The 19,404-nt window shown below is 39.2% G+C and carries 17 protein-coding genes; 7 read left to right on the top strand and 10 right to left on the bottom strand.

All coding sequences use genetic code 11. From position 1 onward, the window contains the following. Window positions 1-125: 125 nt before the first annotated feature. From T8I65_RS12215 to T8I65_RS12200, 4 genes are read left to right on the top strand one after another with little or no spacing between them, the layout of a single operon-like run. Window positions 126-671, top strand: coding sequence for a sigma-70 family RNA polymerase sigma factor (locus T8I65_RS12215; RefSeq protein WP_322300868.1), 546 nt, complete (start codon window positions 126-128; stop codon window positions 669-671). Continuing rightward, window positions 655-1,266 carry a hypothetical protein gene (locus T8I65_RS12210; RefSeq protein ID WP_322300867.1) on the top strand — a complete coding sequence of 204 codons (612 nt, stop codon included), beginning with the start codon at window positions 655-657 and terminating at the stop codon, window positions 1,264-1,266. The genes T8I65_RS12215 and T8I65_RS12210 overlap by 17 nt, the downstream gene beginning before the upstream one ends. After that, a complete protein-coding gene (locus T8I65_RS12205) occupies window positions 1,247-2,650 on the top strand; it encodes a hypothetical protein (RefSeq protein WP_322300866.1) in 1,404 nt (467 codons plus the stop codon). Before T8I65_RS12210 ends, T8I65_RS12205 begins: the two co-directional genes overlap by 20 nt. Before the next feature lie 38 nt (window positions 2,651-2,688). After that, window positions 2,689-3,366 (top strand): peptidoglycan DD-metalloendopeptidase family protein, encoded by a 678-nt coding sequence (locus tag T8I65_RS12200; protein ID WP_322300865.1) that lies wholly within the window; start codon window positions 2,689-2,691, stop codon window positions 3,364-3,366. 32 nt (window positions 3,367-3,398) lie between these two features. On the opposite strand, the gene T8I65_RS12195 is transcribed toward T8I65_RS12200, so the two are convergent. Then, a complete protein-coding gene (locus T8I65_RS12195; protein ID WP_322300864.1) occupies window positions 3,399-3,875 on the bottom strand; it encodes a DUF4199 domain-containing protein in 477 nt (158 codons plus the stop codon). 1,160 nt (window positions 3,876-5,035) lie between these two features. On the opposite strand from T8I65_RS12195, the gene T8I65_RS12190 reads away from it, so the two are divergent. Further along, entirely contained in the window at window positions 5,036-5,341 is a 306-nt protein-coding gene (locus T8I65_RS12190) for a GIY-YIG nuclease family protein (protein WP_322300863.1), read from the top strand. 463 nt (window positions 5,342-5,804) lie between these two features. On the opposite strand, the gene secA is transcribed toward T8I65_RS12190, so the two are convergent. From secA to T8I65_RS12145, 9 genes are all read right to left on the bottom strand, one after another. Continuing rightward, on the bottom strand, window positions 5,805-9,161 hold the full coding sequence (gene secA / locus T8I65_RS12185; RefSeq protein ID WP_322300862.1) for a preprotein translocase subunit SecA: 3,357 nt from the start codon (window positions 9,159-9,161) through the stop codon (window positions 5,805-5,807). Window positions 9,162-9,248: 87 nt separating this feature from the next. Continuing rightward, a complete protein-coding gene (locus tag T8I65_RS12180) occupies window positions 9,249-9,470 on the bottom strand; it encodes a DUF2795 domain-containing protein (RefSeq protein WP_008272287.1) in 222 nt (73 codons plus the stop codon). 152 nt (window positions 9,471-9,622) lie between these two features. Then, window positions 9,623-10,195 (bottom strand): cob(I)yrinic acid a,c-diamide adenosyltransferase, encoded by a 573-nt coding sequence (locus T8I65_RS12175; protein ID WP_322300861.1) that lies wholly within the window; start codon window positions 10,193-10,195, stop codon window positions 9,623-9,625. Window positions 10,196-10,274: 79 nt separating this feature from the next. Beyond that, window positions 10,275-10,448, bottom strand: a complete 174-nt coding sequence (locus T8I65_RS12170; RefSeq protein WP_322300860.1) for a hypothetical protein — start codon at window positions 10,446-10,448, stop codon at window positions 10,275-10,277. A 47-nt stretch (window positions 10,449-10,495) separates the two neighbouring features. Continuing rightward, window positions 10,496-11,200, bottom strand: a complete 705-nt coding sequence (locus tag T8I65_RS12165; RefSeq protein ID WP_322300859.1) for an ABC transporter ATP-binding protein — start codon at window positions 11,198-11,200, stop codon at window positions 10,496-10,498. A 43-nt stretch (window positions 11,201-11,243) separates the two neighbouring features. Beyond that, complete coding sequence (locus tag T8I65_RS12160; RefSeq protein ID WP_322300858.1) at window positions 11,244-12,050, bottom strand: O-methyltransferase; 807 nt, start codon at window positions 12,048-12,050, stop codon at window positions 11,244-11,246. Between the two features lie 80 nt (window positions 12,051-12,130). Then, window positions 12,131-12,535 carry a four helix bundle protein gene (locus T8I65_RS12155; RefSeq protein WP_322300857.1) on the bottom strand — a complete coding sequence of 135 codons (405 nt, stop codon included), beginning with the start codon at window positions 12,533-12,535 and terminating at the stop codon, window positions 12,131-12,133. A 143-nt stretch (window positions 12,536-12,678) separates the two neighbouring features. Next, the gene (locus T8I65_RS12150; protein WP_322300856.1) at window positions 12,679-14,502 is read right to left on the bottom strand and encodes an ABC-F family ATP-binding cassette domain-containing protein; all 1,824 of its coding nucleotides are present in this window, start codon (window positions 14,500-14,502) and stop codon (window positions 12,679-12,681) included. Between the two features lie 1,317 nt (window positions 14,503-15,819). Further along, entirely contained in the window at window positions 15,820-16,053 is a 234-nt protein-coding gene (locus T8I65_RS12145; protein ID WP_322300855.1) for a hypothetical protein, read from the bottom strand. Between the two features lie 68 nt (window positions 16,054-16,121). On the opposite strand from T8I65_RS12145, the gene T8I65_RS12140 reads away from it, so the two are divergent. Continuing rightward, on the top strand, window positions 16,122-16,910 hold the full coding sequence (locus T8I65_RS12140) for a polysaccharide biosynthesis/export family protein (protein WP_322300854.1): 789 nt from the start codon (window positions 16,122-16,124) through the stop codon (window positions 16,908-16,910). Continuing rightward, entirely contained in the window at window positions 16,910-19,375 is a 2,466-nt protein-coding gene (locus T8I65_RS12135; protein WP_322300853.1) for a GumC family protein, read from the top strand. Before T8I65_RS12140 ends, T8I65_RS12135 begins: the two co-directional genes overlap by 1 nt. Window positions 19,376-19,404 lie beyond the last annotated feature (29 nt).

Below are 19,404 nucleotides of genomic sequence, written 5' to 3'. Positions count from 1 at the left end.
TACTTGCGCTAATCGCTTTAAATGTAAGAATATAGAGCGATTGTGAAATAAATTTCGGAATTTTTGCAACGCGGACTTTTATGGTTCGTCTTTAGAATGAACTAACCCATCAAAAACCAATTAAATTGATACAGCATAAGCTAATAGAAGCTTGCCAAAACAACAGCCGTAGGGCCCAGTTGAAGCTGTACAACAAATATTGTGACGGGATGTACTATGTGGCGTTGAGATTTATGAAGGATACGATGGAGGCCGAGGATGCCATGCAGGAAGCATTTATCAAAGCTTTCTCTAAGTTACATCAATTCAATGGCGAGGTCACTTTTGGTGCCTGGTTAAAGAAGATCGTGATCAATAAATGTCTGGACAAACTCAAGGCAAGAAAAATGGAACTGGTAGCCATAAATGAGCAAACGCTTGGCACCGTAGAAGAAGAGAATGACTGGCAGGTGGATGACGGGATCGGGATAGAAGAAGTGAAATTGAAAATGCAGGAGCTGCCCGAAAAATACAGGTATCCTTTGATGTTGTTTTTGGTGGAAGGATACGATCATGAAGAAATAAGCGAAATCCTGGATATCACCCAGGTGGCATCCAGAACTCTGGTGCATAGAGGAAAAAAGAAATTGCAGGAAGAATTAAAATACTTAAGTCATGGGACAGGATATTAGGAAGATGTTTCAGGAGAAGCCGGAACAGGAAGAACAGAAGCTTCAGTCAGGGCACCAACAACGTTTTGAAGAACGATTGAATAAGGCTATGCCTATGGAGAAAAAGAAGAACAATTTCTATTTTCTTCAGATAGCCGCAGGACTTATGATCGCGTTGGCTGTGGGAGCTTTCTTATACTTCAGCAATAACGAAGCTGAAATAGTGAACTCACCACAGATAGTGGAAACTCCTTCCGAAGAAAAAGTAGAAAAAGAAGAAGTTCCCGGTACTGACTATAGGTTGAGCGATGTCTCCCCTGAGTTTAAGAAAATCGAAGATTATTATATGGCCAGTTTGAATATACAACTGGCTAAACTGGACATGACGCCTGGAAACAAAGAACTTATAGATGCATTTATGAGAAAACTGGAAACTCTGAACGATGAATATATCGCGCTTAATGCGGAAGTTCAAGAGACTGGTTTGAATGAGGAAACAGTAGAAGCTATGATCGCGAACTTGCAGCTTAGACTGGATCTTCTAAAGAAATTGAAGAACAAATTAAATGAAATCGAACAATCAAAAGACCTTAAAAATGAAAACTATCAAGCATAAATATATTTTATTGATGCTGCTCTTTATCACAGCAGGATCATTTGCTCAAACAAGCAAACTGAAGAATTCCTATAAAACTTCATCAAATGTGACCGTGGAACTGGATTCCAGGTATACCAATATCATTGTAGAGAACTGGGATAAGAACGAGGTTGTTGTGGAAGCCTATCTAAACGGAAATTCCGGTAACAAAAAAGCTACGAAAGAACTGCTGGAAAACTGGCAGGTAAAGACCTCCAAAAATGGTGACCGGGTTAAGATCAAATCCAGTGGAGGTGGGAACACCAATATCAACATGAATCTTGACCTGGACCTTTCAGGACTTGAAGAGCCTTTGTCTATGCTGCCGGAAATGCTGCAGCCTATGATGAATGAACTTGTGGGGCCTTTACTGGCTAATATTGCGCAAAATCCGCTACCGGAAGGTTTTGCTAATGATATGGAGGAAATGAAATTCGATTATAGCGCTTATAAAAAAGACGGGGACAAATACCTTGAAAAATGGGAGTCTGAAATGGACAAGAAGTTTGGCAAGGAATACGAGGCGAAAATGGAGAAGTGGGCTGCCGAAGTCGAGAAGAATTCTGAAGAATGGGAAAAAGAATATGAAGTGAAGATGGAAGCCTGGGGCAAGGATTTCGAGAAAGATATGGAAGCATGGGGTGAGAAATTCGGAAAGAAAATGGAAGCCTGGGGTGAAAATTTTGGAAAACAGTTCGAAGCTAATATGGAAGCCAATGGTGGAAAAATGTTTGCTGGGAATAGTGACGGGAATTCATCTAAAAATCAGAAGACCATCAGGATCAAGGTTCCCAAGGATGCAAAACTAGAACTAAACGTTCGTCATGGAGAGTTAAAACTTGGAAGTACAGTTAAAAACCTGAAAGCCGATCTGTCTCACAGTCGGCTATCAGCCAATAGACTCACCGGACAAAATACTAGGGTGAAAGCGGCGTATACACCGGTAAAAGTCGCTCATTGGGACTATGGAGTGCTTTCAACAGAATTTGTGAAGAACTGTACAATAGACAAGGCGGTGAGTATCAAGCTAGAGTCAAATAGTAGCGATGTGGTGATCAATGAACTTCAAAAAACAGGGGTACTTAGTGGTAGTTTTGGAAAGCTGGAAATTAAAAATCTTGGTTCAGGATTTCAGGATCTGAATATCAGTTTGGAAAATAGCGATCTGGAACTCAATGTGCCTGAGACTGCTTTTAATTTTAGTTTTAATGGAATGCAAAGTAATATAAAGCACCCTGCCACGATGAAATTAAAATCCACGAAGTCTTATGATAACGAGATGCTGAAAGGCTACTTTAAATCGAAAGACGGAAGCGGTAATATCACAATCAAGGCAAATTATAGCGATGTATTGATAAATTAGGAGTTAGCCCTTACATTTGGCTTACTAAGCTGAATGCAATGATAGAATTTTCCAAATTTATAAAAGGTCTAACTTCAGAATTCACACCGGTGATAGGTGGAGATTATGCACAGGAAGATTATGAATATATTGATCTCTCACAAAATAACAGGGATCTGCTGAAACTGGAAGTGGCATCATCTGCCGCTTTTTCGGTTTTTATAGATGAATATCTGAGAAACCGATCGGCCAAAGCTGCGTATGGTGGTTACAATGAACTAAGAACTTTGTATAATCGCAGCGAGTTATTCAATCATTCGAGCTCGAATAGAAACATTCACATAGGACTGGATGTGTGGGTTCCTGCGTATTCAGATATTATAGCTCCACTGGATGGTCACGTACATAGTTTTCAGGATAACTCAAATTTTGGTGATTATGGACCTACAATAATTTTAGAGCATCATTTTGATCGTCAGTCGTTTTTCACCTTGTACGGACACTTATCCCGCGCCTCACTGGATAATTTGGAAACAGGAATGCAATTCAAAAAAGGAGATAAAATTGCTGAACTCGGAGATTATGCTGAAAATGGTGATTATGCACCACATTTGCATTTTCAGGTCATCAAAGATATGGAGGGCAAGTTAGCAGATTATCCAGGGGTGGTTCGAAAAGAAGAGCTTGAAGATTATTTGCAGAATTGTCCTGATCCTAATCTACTGCTGAAAATTTAGAAGACTCTCTTCGGAACTGTATGCTAATTAAACTATTTTTTTCGAACGAAAAGTGCAACAATGGCTGAGGTCACCACTCCAACGACCAGCGCAAAGAAGAACGACTGAAGGATATAGGAAGTAAGATTAAAATATTCTTCCGCAGCTTCACGAGTCATACTGCCTCTTTCAACAGCATGATCTATGATATTAGGAAAGTAATCCGGTGTAACAAAAGTGTGTGTGATATACTGTGCCAGCGGAGTTAGGATGGCTACGACGATGCTTACTACAATTCCAGATATGAATCCCTGAGACCAGTTCATTTTGCCTTCAAAGAAATTCTTTCTTTTATCCAGCAACGCCAATACGTAAATTACGATCGCTACAATTCCAAAGAAATTAGTGTAGATCGCATGTTTGGCGATAAGTTCATCATGCCAGCCCAAAGCCTTTTCCAGATACATCCATAATAAGGATACTACACTAAAGATTATTCCCCATTTTATTTCAATCGCAAAGCGTTTCATACTGATGATTTGTTTGTTAAAATTACTAAAAATTATATTAGTAGAAATTTGAAATCTTTTTAAAATCTCTTGCTATTAAGGGGTTACTGAAACGTCTGCTGGAGAGTGTTCTTTCAAAAATTGCGGCACTTTTCAAACATCACTTCAGATAATTCTCCAGGAACTATATTCGTAAGCAGTCTGCAGCACTGAGACTGTCCAGGTGTGGTTTAATTAGTTATGTTCTTGATAGATTCAACTATGGAGTAGCTCTTCATACTGGTTATTATGCAAGGGTTTTATGTTTGGTTCTAATTAAGCCTAGTATATTATTTGCTCATCCTTCGACAGGCTCAGGATGGCAATAGCATTGTTATAATCCAGCTTTCGATTGGCTCAGGGTAACACTCTCACAAGCAAACATTCCTTTTTAGCAGTCTGCAGCACTGAGCCTGTCGAAGTGCGGTTTCAATTGTGCGGGCTCACTTTGTTCCAGTCTTCGACTGCTCCCGCTAGTGATCATGAAGGTGTTATATGTTTGGTTCTGATTTAGATATTCTATATTTTGCTCATCCTTCGACAGGCTCAGGATGGCAATAGCGTTATTATAATCCAGCCTTCGATTGACTCAGGGTAACACCCTCACAAGCAAACATTCCTTTTTAGCAGTCTGCAGCACTGAGCCTGTCCAAGTGAGGCTCAAGAGTATTTCTTCTTGGTCAGCAGTTTGTAGCACTGAGCCTGTCGAAGTGCGGTTTCAATTGTGCGGGCTCACTTTATTCCAGTCTTCGTCATGCTCCCGCTAGTGATCATGAAAGTATTATATGTTTGGTCCTAATGTAGATATCCTATATTTTGCTCATCCTTCGACAGGCTCAGGATGGCAATACTTTCAAAAGCAATTATTCTTAATCAGCAATTTGTAGCACTGAGCCTGTCGAAGTGAGGCTCAAGACCATTTCTTCTTGGTCAGTAGTTTGCAGCACTGAGCCTGTCGAAGTGCGGTTACATTTGTTCTGTCTATAATAATGCAGCTATGAAAAAGCTCATTATGGCAGGTGTTTTAGATATCATAATATCCATTAAGAATTATATTTTTTAAAAGTAAGCAGTTTTGTGTTATTTTCAATTTTAGAAAATAGTCTGCAGCATGGAACCTGTAGAAGTGCGAAAAGATAAACGTGGAGTTATATTATGTATACATATTAAAATGTAATGACCACTCCTTTTATTTAGGTATGACCTCCAATCTGGAAGAAAGATTATTACAACACCATTCAGGAAAATACCGTGGCGCATATACCTTTAACAGAAGACCTGTAGAATTAATGTGGGTGCAGCAATTTACGGATCCCAATATTGCCTCAGGGTTAGAAAAGAAATTGAAAGGATGGAGCAGGAAAAAGAAAACTGCCTTAATTCTGAAAGACTGGGATAAGTTACAGAAGTTTTCAAGAAACTATTCGCAATACGGAAAGCCTGGATAAATCTATTTTGAATATGGTTTCTGCGATTGCTCATCCTTCGACAGGCTCAGGATGGCAATACTTTCAAAAGCAAACATTCTTGATCAGCAGTTTGTAGAACTGAGCCTATCGAAGTGCGGTTTCAATTATGCGGGCTCACTTTATTCTAGTCTTCGACACGCTCCCGCTAGAGATCATGAAAGTGTTATATGTTTGGTTCTGATGTAGACATCCTATATTTTGCTCATCCTTCGACAGGCTCAGGATGGCAATAGCATTGTTATAATCCAGCTTTCGACAGGCTCAAGATGGCAACACTATCAAAAGCAAACATTCTTGATCAGCAGTATGCAGCACTGAGCCTGTCGAAGTGTGGTTTCAATTGTGCTGCTTTGATAAACTAACTATGGAAAGCTCAGTCCGGCAAACGCATAAAAAAAGCCTGAAGTAAAACTTCAGGCTTTTAAATCTATAATATCAGGTTCTATTCATCTACAAGAACCCAGTCTCCTTTATCTAACAATGGGATCGCTTGTTTGAATTTCATGGCTTTTGTTTCACCACTCAATACGTTCTTCAAAGTAACCTTATCGTTTCTTCCAATTTTAGGTCTGTCTCTGGTAATGGTTTCAGTGATCTCAGGTTTACGCTGAGTATTACCAACCGCTCGACTTTGAGCAGCACGTTCATCCATATTCGGGATCTCTTCCTTCTTGGTTTCAACTTTCTCTTTTTGCTGAACCTGCCTTGCTTCCTGAATATTAGGAACGCTCGCCGTTGGAATCTCTCCCTTGAATAGGAAGGACATCACATCACGGTTCACGGTTTCCAGCATTGCTTTGAATAGCTCAAATGCTTCAAATTTGTATATAAGCAACGGATCCTTCTGCTCATGTACAGCTAACTGAACACTTTGCTTTAACTCATCCATTTTTCTTAAGTGAGTCTTCCAGGCTTCATCAATGATAGCGAGCGTGATATTCTTCTCAAAATCTTTTATTAACTGTTTCCCTTCAGTTTCATAAGCTTTCTGAAGATTAGTAACCACGCTTAATGTTTTTGTGCCATCTGTAAAAGGAACAGAAATACGCTCGAAGTTATTTCGTTCATCTTCATGAACCTGTTTGATGACCGGGAATGCACGTTCAGCATTATGAGCCATCTTGGTATCGTAATGTGAGTATGCAGCCTTATAAACCTCTCCAGCTAGCTTCTGAGGCATCATTTTCTTGAATTCTTCTTCAGAAACAGGAGAACTCATTGAGAAATTCCTGATCAGTTCAAATTCAAAGTTCTTAAAATCTTCAGCTCCTTTATTGGTTTCAGCAATATTTTCAGAAATATCAAAGATCATATTGGCAAGATCCACACGTAACCTGTCTCCAAAAAGAGCATGGTAACGACGTTTGTAGATCACCTCACGCTGTGCGTTCATTACATCATCATACTCCAGCAAACGCTTACGAACTCCGAAGTTATTTTCCTCTACTTTCTTCTGTGCACGCTCAATAGACTTGGATATCATGGAATGCTGAATAACTTCACCTTCTTCCAGACCCATACGGTCCATAAGTTTGGCGATTCTCTCAGAACCAAATAATCTCATCAGGTTATCTTCAAGAGACACATAGAACTGTGAACTACCCGGGTCACCCTGTCTACCGGCACGACCACGCAACTGCCTGTCCACACGTCTTGAATCATGACGCTCGGTACCAACAATCGCCAGACCGCCAGCTTCCTTCACTTCCTTGCTCAATTTAATATCGGTACCACGACCGGCCATGTTGGTGGCGATCGTTACGATACCCGCATTACCAGCTTCAGCAACAATATCTGCCTCCTGCTTGTGACGTTTCGCGTTCAGTACGTTGTGAGGTACATTTCGAAGTTTCAGCATACGGCTAAGTAATTCCGAAATTTCTACGGAAGTAGTACCAATAAGTACCGGTCTGCCCGCATTTGAAAGATCGGTCACATGATCAATCACCGCATTATATTTTTCACGTTTGGTCTTATAAACCAAATCTTCTTTATCATTTCTGGCAATAGGTCTGTTGGTTGGAATTTCCACCACATCAAGTTCATAGATCTCCCAGAATTCACCAGCCTCAGTTACAGCAGTACCAGTCATCCCCGAAAGTTTACGGTACATTCTAAAGTAATTCTGAAGGGTTACTGTAGCAAAGGTCTGTGTTGCATCTTCGATCTTTACATTTTCCTTAGCTTCGATCGCCTGGTGGAGTCCGTCACTATAACGACGACCATCCATGATACGACCGGTTTGCTCATCCACGATCTTCACCTTGTTATCCATCACTACATATTCTGTATCTTTTTCGAACAGGGTATATGATTTCAATAACTGGCGAAGCGTATGAATACGTTCACTTTTTACTGAATATTCTCTGAATAGTTCTTCTTTCTTTTCAGCTTCTTCTTCGGCAGAAAGACCTTCTTTTTCAATTTTTGCGATCTCCATTCCAATTTCAGGCATCACAAAAAAGTCAGGATCATTTTCTCCGGAAAGAAACTCAATCCCCTTATCGGTAAGATCGATCTGGTTGCTTTTTTCCTCGATCGTAAAATACAGCTCGGCATCAACCTTCGGCATTTCACGATTATTATCCTGCATGTAGTGATTCTCGGTTTTCTGCAATAGTTGCTTTACACCTTCTTCACTCAGGAATTTGATCAATGCTTTGTTCTTCGGAAGACCACGATATACTCTCAATAGTTGGAAACCACCTTCTTTGGTGTCACCTACCTTGATCAGTTTCTTAGCTTCAGCTAGTACTTTTACTAGATATTTACGCTGAACTTCCACGATATTGGCGATCGCAGGCTTCAATTCCATAAACTCATGCGTATCTCCTTTAGGTACGGGACCTGAAATGATCAATGGAGTACGAGCGTCATCAATTAATACTGAATCCACCTCATCCACGATCGCATAGTTATGCGGGCGCTGTACCAGATCATCGGGAGCATGAGACATATTATCCCTCAGATAATCAAAACCGAATTCATTGTTGGTTCCGTAGGTAACATCAGCATTATAAGCTTTTCTACGTGCGGCAGAGTTTGGACGGTGATAATCGATACAGTCTACACTTAAACCGTGAAACTGAAAGATAGGAGCCATCCACGCGCTATCACGTTTCGCCAGATAGTCGTTTACAGTCACCAGGTGCACTCCGTTTCCGGTAAGTGCATTCAGGTAAACAGGCAAAGTAGCTACAAGGGTTTTACCTTCCCCGGTATGCATCTCTGCAATTTTTCCCTGGTGCATGGCCACACCACCAATAAGCTGAACGTCATAGTGAATCATATCCCAGGTTACCGGCTTGCCGGCTGCATCCCAGGAGTTATTCCAAATGGCGTAGTCACCTTCAAGATTTACGTAATCTTTTTCTGCGGAAAGTTCTCTATCGTAAGCAGAAGCCTGAACCTTTAATTGCGGATTATTACAGAAACGCTTAGCTGTTTCTTTCACTACTGCAAAAGCTTCGGGAAGGATATCGTTGAGAACTGCTTCAGAAAGCTCGTAGGATTTATCTTTAAGAGCATCGACTTCAGCATAGATATCTTCCTTGCGGGTGATATCATCAATTTCATCAGCTTCTTTATTTAGCGCTTCTATCTTATCTCTAACTTCTTTGGTAGCATCAGAGATCTGAGTTTTAAATTCAGTTGTTTTTGCACGCAATTCATCCAGGCTCAATGCCTCGAACTTTGACTCAAGTGCCTTGATCTTGTCTACAATGGGTTGAATTGCTTTTACGTCTTTCTTGGATTTATCTCCAACGAAAGCTTTTAATACGGTATTTAAAAAACTCATAGTGGTTTTTTTATTTAAGGGGTTCAAATTTACGCAAAAAAAAAGCCTCATGATTGAGACTTTTCCCTAATTTCTACGTGTTATATTTTAATATTCATCCTCATTCCAGAGGTAATCTTCATCTGTTGGATAATCCGGCCAGATCTCTTCAATAGAATCATATGAATCACCTTCGTCTTCTATTGCCTGTAAATTCTCGACAACTTCAAGCGGTGCTCCTGTTCTAATTGCGTAGTCTATTAACTCGTCTTTGGTGGCCGGCCAGGGTGCATCACTTAAATAAGATGCTAATTCTAAAGTCCAATACATTGATTAATCGGGTTTTAAATTTTGGCAAAAATAATTTTTTTGCTCTAATAGCCAAGAAAAAAATCTATTATTTACTCAATAATGATAAGAACGTAAAGATTTCGATCATTATTTGCATTATTCACAATGAATATGATGAAAATCTAATTGATTTAGGATTTTTTTGGAATCCATTGAATTTCTTCAGCTTGCAAGGAATGAGACAACATCCGTGCCAGCACAAACAGGTAGTCTGAAAGTCGGTTCAAATAAACCAAAACCTGATCCTGAAATGGTTCAATGTCATATAACGCGGTAGAAATACGTTCGGCTCTTCTACAAACGCAACGCGCTATGTGACAGAATGACACACTTTGATGTCCGCCAGGTAAAACAAAATGCGTCATCTCGGGCAATTCGGTATTCATCTCGTCGATCGCATGTTCCAGTTTTTCAATATCAACATCAGATACTTTAGGAATATTCAAACGATCCTTTCCATTTTTGAGTTTTTCCTTTTCAGGATCTGTAGCCAGTACCGCTCCAATGGTAAATAACCTGTCCTGTATTTCTATTAGTAACTGCTTGGTACTATCATTCACTGGCTGATCTCTTAGAAGACCTATGTGTGAATTTAACTCGTCTACCGTTCCGTAGCTTTCAATACGTATATGATGCTTGGGAACCCTGGTTCCTCCAAATAGAGAAGTGGAGCCCTTGTCCCCGGTCTTGGTATATATTTTCATTGCAAATTTTTATCTGGATAAAAGTACGAAGTTCGAGTAGCTAAGAAAAATAAAGCGGATAGCTTAACATTCAGAAAGATTAAAGAGTATCAGATTTGTGCTCCTTTTTACGTTCGAGATAACGTTTTCTGAAATTCCTGTTCTTTCGTTCTTTTTTGATTTTTTTACTACGGTTGGAATTCCATATAAAAAATGCGAGAATAGCTACAATAATAAGTAGGTATAGCCAGGTTTCCCTATCAAGGTCGATCATAAGAGTTGTTTAGAAATCTAATTTACAAAAAACCTGAAAAATCTGATCTAAACTGTAGGAGTATGCACTTTTTTGCGTTCATCGGTCTCTATTCTGCCATCTTTTAAGCGGATTACCCGATGTGCATGCTCGGCGATCTCTTCTTCGTGAGTAACCAGGATTACAGTATTTCCTGCAGCATGTATATCATCAAAAAGGTTCATGATCTCTACGGAAGTTTTTGAATCCAGGTTTCCAGTTGGCTCATCTGCCAGGATAATGGAAGGTTTATTGACCAGCGCACGACCTACCGCCACACGTTGTCTCTGTCCTCCTGAAAGTTGATTGGGTTTATGATCCATTCGGTCACCAAGTCCTACGCTACGAAGAACTTCTTCAGCACGTTCTTTACGTTGAGATTTTGTCGCTCCGGCATAGACCATTGGTAAAGCTACGTTATCTAAAGCGGTAGTTCTGGGAAGTAAATTAAATGTCTGGAAAACGAATCCAATTTCTTTATTCCGAATTTCCGCAAGTTCATCATCACTCATTTGACTTGCATCTTTTCCATTGAGAATATAAGACCCGGAGGTTGGAGTATCCAGGCAGCCCAGAAGATTCATTAAAGTAGATTTACCGGAACCTGAAGGTCCCATGATCGCGACATATTCACCTCGTTCAATATCCAGATCGATACCTTTTAGGACTTTTACGACTTCCTGCCCCAATGGAAAATCTCTGGTGATCGTACGAATTTCGATTACTTTACTCATGGATTTTAATTTACGCCTGTTTGACGGCGATTCAACTAATTTGTTACACCCTAATCGTAAAATGCTCCTTCACCTGTTCCCTTCGGAAGAATATAAAGCCCCATTGAAAAGTATCGATCGAAACCCGAACCTGTGGATGTTCGATAATTTCTTTCCAGGCTTCCTGCATTTCAGCAGACCAGTGGATGTCATCAAATATAAAGACAGAATCATTGTGCGCAAAAGGTAATAATGTGCGGAAATAGTCCAGTGTTGCCTGTTTTTGGTGATTGCCGTCGAAATAAATAAGGTCGAATTTCTCTGAAGTTTTCTGTCCGATTTTTGATGTTCGGAGTTTAGAAGTGAGATCAGAAAGAACATTTTCGATTTTGTCAATTCTTAAGTCAATATTTTTGAGATCAAATTTTTCAAATTGTTGCCGGGCGATTTTTGCAGTTTCATTGCAACCTTCTATAGTGGTAAGTTTTGTGGATTTATTTGCTGCAATAGCTGCGGAAGCTATTCCTAAGGAAGTTCCCAGTTCCAGAGCATTCTCGATCTTTAAATAATTAACGATTCTGGATAGTAATTTCGCCCTAAATAGGGTGATCCCGGCATTTTTCGCAATGGCATGCACCGGTCTTTGATTTGAACTAAAAACCCTGCTTCCCGCCCCAAAGTCTTTTACTTCAATAATTTCCTTATTCCGAAGAAGATCATTGCGGTAATCTTTAATCAATTTATATTCCGAATGTTCCGATGTATCATAAAAACACTTGGTTACCAGCTCATAAACAAAAGGGGAGTGGAGTCCGTGTTCGTTTTGACTTTTCAGGAGAAAGTTTATATAGGATTTGAGTTGGAAATACAAGGTAGTTAGATCTTAGTGGAGAGTGGAAAGAGATGATGTTCGTTCGTGGTCTATAGTTTATGGTTTGAATTTGAAAATATTTAATTATGATCTGATTTTTTGAACTTGATTCCCTTCAGGTCAGACTTTCTTAAATAGTACATAAAGGCACCAAGTTTGTTTTCCAAAGTGTTACACTGATCTATCAGCTTGTTGAAGCTAGATTCATCTATTAATTGCTTGTCTATTGATCTATAAAATTGAGATTTCAATTCTGAAGTTGATCCTTTTGAGTAGCTTAGAAAATTGTGAAACTCAGCATTTCCACCTCGCCCGAAACCTTCTGCTATGTTGTCCATAATTGAACCAGAACTTCGTTCCATTTGATTAGCGAGCGCATAGTTTTTTCCTAAGGGTGTTTCTCTAAGAAGTTTTTCCACAGATTTACAAATAGTCCTTGCCATTTTCCATACTTCTAGTTCTTCAAAATTATTAATCTTAGCCATCTTCAAATTTTGCCATGAATCTAATTAAAATCTTTAAACGAGATACAATGAGCCATAAACAACAAACACTAAACAACAAATAAAGAAATTATCTACTGAAGAAAGTTCTGGCCAACGTTCATCAATTGATGGAGAAAGAACGCCTACCCCTCCAACTTCTCCATCAATTCAAACCAGCGCATGGTTTTAGTTTCGATCTCGTCTTCAACTTTTTTCAGGTCTTTAGATCTTTCAGCAACCTCTTCAGCGCTAAGTTCTTCCAGGAAGCTTTGCTGAATTTTCTCTTTCTTCTTCTCCAGTTTTGCGATCTCTTTTACCAGTTTACTGTATTCCTTTTTCTCTTTTTTAGACTGAGAATCTTCTGAAGAAGATTTCTCGACCTTAGGTTTTGAAGCTTCATATTCTCTATAATCTGTATAATTACCGGGGAAATCCTGTATTTCTCCTTTTCCCTGAAATACAAACAGGTGATCGGTGATCTTATCCATAAAATAACGGTCGTGAGAAACCACAATAATGCAACCGGGGAAATCCAGCAAAAAGTTTTCCAGAACATTTAGGGTTAAAACATCCAGATCGTTAGTAGGCTCATCGAGAATCAGAAAATTAGGATTCTGAATTAAAACAGTACACAGGTAAAGCCGCTTCTTTTCTCCACCGCTCAACTTTTCTACAAAATCGTATTGTTTCTTTCTGCTGAAAAGAAATCGCTCTAAAAGCTGTTCAGCTGAAATTTGTCTTCCTTTTTTTAACGGAATATAATCTCCAAATTCTTTAATGACCTCAATAACCTTTTGTCCGGGTTTTATTTTTATACCTTTCTGAGTGTAGTAACCGAATTTTACCGTTTCGCCAATCACGATTTTACCTTTATCCGGCTCAAGATTCCCGGTAAGCATATTCAGAAATGTAGATTTTCCAGTTCCGTTTTTTCCAATGATTCCAAGGCGCTCTCCTTTTTGAAAGGTGTAACTGAAGTGATTAATCAGTTCTTTTCCTCCCAGCTCCTTCGAAATATTATGAATTTCAACGATCTTACTTCCCAGGCGTTCCATATTTAGTTCCAGCTGAACTTTATGATCCTGCCTGCGCTGACTCGCCCTATGCTTTATCTCGTGAAAATCTTCAATTCGAGACTTAGATTTCGTGGTACGAGCTTTCGGCTGGCGGCGCATCCAGTCAAGCTCTTTCTTGTATAATTGCTGAGCCTTATCTGTATTGGTGGCTTCGAGCTGATGTCTTTCTTCTTTCTTGTCGAGATAATAAGAGTAATTACCTTTATAAGTGTAAAGCTTCCCATCTTCCAGTTCAATGATCTCGTTGCAAACTCTCTCCAGGAAATACCTGTCGTGAGTCACCATAAAAATGGTAAAATCCTCTTTTTTAAAGTATTCTTCCAGCCATTCGATCATATCAAGATCCAGGTGGTTGGTAGGTTCATCAAGAATTATAAAATCTGGTTTTTTCAATAACATTCTGGCTAAAGCCAGACGTTTCTTTTGTCCGCCGGAAAGGTTTTTCACTACCGCATGAAGATCTTCAAGATTTAATTTGAAGAGTATCTGTTTGAATTCCGTTTCAAAATCCCAGGCATTATTAGCCTCCATAGCGTCCATTGCCTTTTGCAAGGCATCAGCGTCTTCCGGATTCTGGATGGCTTTCTCATATTGTTCTACAATTTTGAGCGTTGGATTTTCGCTGGAAAAAATACTTTGTTCAATAGTAAGATCAGGATCCAGATCTGGTTCCTGGGAAAGGAAAGCAACCCGAATATCATTCCGGTAGATCACCTGCCCGTCATCAGGAGTATCGGTTCCTGCCAGAATATTCAGTAAACTGGTTTTTCCGGTTCCGTTCTTAGCGACAAAACCAACTTTTTGATCCTTATTTATTCCGAAGCTTATATTTTCAAAAAGTCGGCGCTCGCCATAGGATTTGGCTATGTTTTCTACTGAGAGATAATTCATGTATTGTTGTCGGTTGTATGTTTTCCGTTCTGGGGTCAAAAGTACGAAGTAAATTATCAATTGATGATTGACAATAGATAATTGAGAATTATAGTTCCTTTTTTGCCATGCTGAGCCTGTCGGAGTATGAGCAAAAGGTTTTATGTGCGTTATCAGTTGTCTGTTGAGGCGCTTAAACTTCCGAAGCTTGGGAATATGACGCTGCCTATATGCGGAGCATTCGTCACCCTGAATTTTATTTCAGGGTCTCAATGTTCAAATTTAGATTTTGTCATTTCGACCGCGGGGAGAAATCTCTTTTGAGTGAGTCAAATAGTTGAGATTTCTCAGTCGCCATGCTCCTTCGAAATGACATAATGTAGAATTTAAATTTTTTACCTTTCTTTTTCCCATCGCCGGAAAAAGAAACAAAAAGGTCTAGGCTTACGAAAGTTTCCCTGATTTTATCGTTCGGGATTTAAATTTTATGAACTCGCCTTTAAAGATTATGTTTTTAAAAGAACCGTCGTAGCGGCTCAAACAACATAAAATTTTACGATCTCCTCACTTCAAAATCTACGGGAAACTTTCGGTAGGCCGCTATGCCATTTTCCAGATGCCTGTACCTGGGTATTATCATTGTTTCTGGTTTTTTGTTTTAGCGTCAATGTCATTTCGACCGCGGGGAGAAATCTCTTTTGAGTGAGTCAAATAGTTGAGATTTCTCAGTCGCCATGCTCCTTCGAAATGACATAATGTAGAATTTAAATTTTTTACCTTTTCTTTTTCCCATCGCCGGAAAAAGAAACAAAAAGGTCTAGGCTTACGAAAGTTTCCCTGATTTTATCGTTCGGGATTTAAATTTTATGAACTCGCCTTTAAAGATTATGTTTTTAAAAGAACCGTCGTAGCGGCTCAAACAACATAAAATTTTACGATCTCCTCACTTCAAAATCTACGGGAAACTTTCGGTAGGCCGCTATGCCATTTTCCAGATGCCTGTACCTGGGTATTATCATTGTTTCTGGTTTTTTGTTTTAGCGTCAATGTCATTTCGACCGCGGGGAGAAATCTCTTTTGAGTGAGTCAAATAGTTGAGATTTCTCAGTCGTCCCTAAGAGTCGGGACTTCTTCGAAATGACATAATGTAGAATTTAAATTTTTTACCTTTTCTTTTTCCCATCGCCGGAAAAAGAAACAAAAAGGTCTAGGCTTACGAAAGTTTCCCTGATTTTATCGTTCGGGATTTAAATTTTATGAACTCGCCTTTAAAGATTATGTTTTTAAAAGAACCGTCGTAGCGGCTCAAACAACATAAAATTTTACGATCTCCTCACTTCAAAATCTACGGGAAACTTTCGGTAGGCCGCTATGCCATTTTCCAGGTGCCTGTACCTGGGTATTATCATTGTTTCTGGTTTTTTGTTTTAGCGTCAATACAGACAACAGGCGTATGGCAACCCACACCAAACCACCAACCACGAACCACAAACAACAAACAACAAACAACCAACCACCAACCCCAAACCCCAAACCCCAAACCCCAAACCCCAAACCCCAAACCCCAAACATAATTTCACCCTAAAGTTTTGATATTTGCCTGTAAAAACTATATTTGTTAAAACAATGTGAAGCCCTTTATGCGATTTAAATCCTTTTTGTTTTTATTCGCTGCAATACTAGCCTTAACCTCATGCGTATCTACAAAGCAAATGTCCTATCTTCAGGAACATGAAGAAGAGGTAGACAGCATTATTCAGGTTCAGCGATTGCGCAAGCCATATCGAATTCAGGTAGGAGATCTTTTAAGTATAAGAGTTAAAGCTCTGGACCAGGAACTTGTGGGAATGTTTAACCCTGTTGGAGAAGCTAATCCTAATGCAACTACTGAAGAAGCTGTTTATTTTGATGGTTTTACGGTAGACGATCATGGTAATATTCGAGTACCCACCATGGGAGAGATCAATGTTCTTGGGTTTACCGAAAAAGAGGTTCGTGAAAGAATAGAAGAAAAATTACTGGATGAATATTTTAGGAAAGAGGCCAATATTTTTGTTACCGTTAAGCTTGCAGGTATTAGGTATACAACTCTTGGGGAAATAGGCCAGGGAAGCCAGGTGATTTATAAAGAACAGGTAACGATTATGGAAGCGATTGCCAATGCCGGGGGTATTTCAGATTACGGGGACAGAGAGCATGTTCAGATTATAAGGCAATACCCGCAGGGAGAGGAAGTTCACACTATAGATGTTACCAATATAAATGCTCTTAGTAGTCCATACTATTATATCCAGCCAAATGATATGATCGTCGTGAATCCATTGCCTCAGAAGGCGCTAGGAATCGGAACCACTGGTTTGGGAGTGTTTACTACTATTTTTTCGGTTGTTTCAGTAGTGACCTCTGTAATTTTATTAGCTACAAGATAATGGCGCATGAAGAAGATCATATATCCGATGTAGGTTCAACCTTTGACTTTAAGGGTTTTATTCTGAAAGTTATAAGCTACTGGAAGCTTATCTTACTTTCAATTGGAATCAGTTTCGCTGTTGCCTACTATAATAACGTTCGAAAACTGCCGGTATATCAGCTGGGAAACACTATTTCCATAAAGGATGATCAAAACCCTTTTTTTACTTCAAACACAAGTTTGACCTTTAATTGGGGAGGGACTTCAGATAAGGTTAATACAGCAATAACCATTCTTAGATCCAGGTCGCATAATGAAGAAGTGGTGGAGCGATTGCAGTTCTATATAAATTACCGCGCACAGGGCGAATATCAGAAAATAGATGTCTACGGGCAAACCCCATTTCATGTAATAGCAGATTCAGCTGCTTTCCAGGCGAATAATGTAACCATGGAGATCAAAGTGCAGGACGAGCATACATTCAATTTAAAGGCTGAGATTCCTGCTTTACTATACCGTACTAATTACAGAACCAAAGAAACCGATACCAGGGTAGTTGAGGAAAATGAGTTTAACAGGAATTATAAATTTGGTGAGCATATTACCCTGCCATTCTTTTCTGGATACATCGTGCGTAATGAGGGGAATTATGATAAAGAAAGAACGATCTATATCAACTTTTCAAATTTCAATTCCGCCGTGAGCACTTACCGGGGGATGAGTATTTCTAATGGCGATGGATCTTCTGTTCTTAATTTAAGTCAGACGGGGTTAAATAAAGCTCGAATAGTAGATTACCTTAATGGTTCAGTAAAGGTGCTAAGTGAAAATATGCTTAAACGCAAGAATCTTTTTGCTACCAAAACCATTCGGTTTATAGATAGTAGTCTCGCTGTGCAGGCTGCGGAGCTAAAAAGAGTGGAAGATGAATTGAATGATTATCGCAATGAAAATTCTGTTCTTAATATTTCATCTGAAAGTAGTGATCTTTCGGGGAAATTATCCACCCTGGACGTTCAAAAAGAGGAGATACGCCGGCAGTTGACTTATTATGATAATCTGGAGGAGTATTTACAAAGCAGAAACGATTATTCCAATGTTCCGGCACCATCTGTCGCGGGGATTTCAGAAGGTAATATTGCCAGTGGAGTCTCTAAAATAATACAATTAGCAGAAGAAAGAAAGAACTATCAATATACATTAAAAGAGAATTCACCGGTTTTTGCCGATATAGACAGACAGATAAATTCTGTGAAGTCTATTATTTTAGAGAATATCAATTCATCAAAAGGGTTGTTAAATTCAGAGCTACGGGAAATAAGGACTAAGATCGCTCAACTTGAAAACGAAGTTAAAAAACTCCCACAGGAAGAACAGGATCTTTTAAAGATTCAGCGCAAGTATTCTTTGAATGAAAGAACGTATAATATGTTTCTTGAAAAACGAAGTGAAGCAGGTCTTGTTAAGGCTGCTAATGTAAGTGATGTGCTTGTTATAGATAAAGCAAAGGACACCGGGGGTGGACAAATAGGTCCTAATACGCGATTAAATTATGTGATGGCGGTCCTTGTTGGAGGTGTGATACCTTTAACTTTTGTTTTTTTGCTGGTATTTTTAAATTCCAATATCCATAATGCTCAGGAAATTACAAGGCTTTCTCCAATTCCAATACTAGGATTGATAGGTAGAAATAAAATGAACAGTAATCTGGCGGTTTTTGAATCTCCAAAATCTTCAATTTCAGAAAGCTTTAGGGGCTTAAGGTCTAGTCTGCAATTTATGTATAAGCGACAGGGAGTGACGGGATCTAAAACTGTACTAATAACCTCTTCAGTTTCCGGGGAAGGTAAAACTTTTTGTGCCATGAACCTTGCTACCGTTTTCGCTTTAAGCGAGAAGAAAACGGTACTTGTAGGAGTTGATCTTAGAAAACCAAAGATTTTCGATGATTTTGAACTGAATAATGATCTTGGGATTGTAAATTATTTGATAGACCAGGCAACAGCGAAGGAAATTGTACAACAAAGTAAAATTCCGTACCTGGATGTTATAACTTCAGGTCCTGTTCCTCCTAATCCATCCGAATTACTGCTCACGGAAAAGATGGATAACCTGATATCTGACCTGAAAGAAACTTATGATTATATAATTTTAGATACGCCGCCCATTGGAATGGTGGCAGATGCGCTTAACCTGGTAAAACATGCGGATGCCACTTTATATATGATTAGACAGGATTATACTAAAAGAGGCATGTTAGAAACCATTAATCAGAAATATGCCAAGGAAGAGATTAAAAATATCAGTTTTGTGCTAAACCATTTTGTGCATAGCGCCAAATATGGTTATGGCTACGGTTACGGTTATGGCTATGGTTATGGTTATGGATATAATCGTTATGCGAAAGGTTATTATGGGGCGGCACCGTCTCGTTTATCCCAGGTGAAGGCTTCCTGGAGAAAATTTATGAGGAACTTCGAATAGTGTTTTTTAGTGAAGGGTGAATAGTGAGT

Origin of the sequence: Christiangramia sp. OXR-203 (genome assembly GCF_034372165.1) — a bacterium.
GTDB lineage: Bacteria > Bacteroidota > Bacteroidia > Flavobacteriales > Flavobacteriaceae > Christiangramia.
Note: the sequence above shows the minus strand (reverse complement) of the source record. Positions and strands in the feature narration are given on the sequence as shown.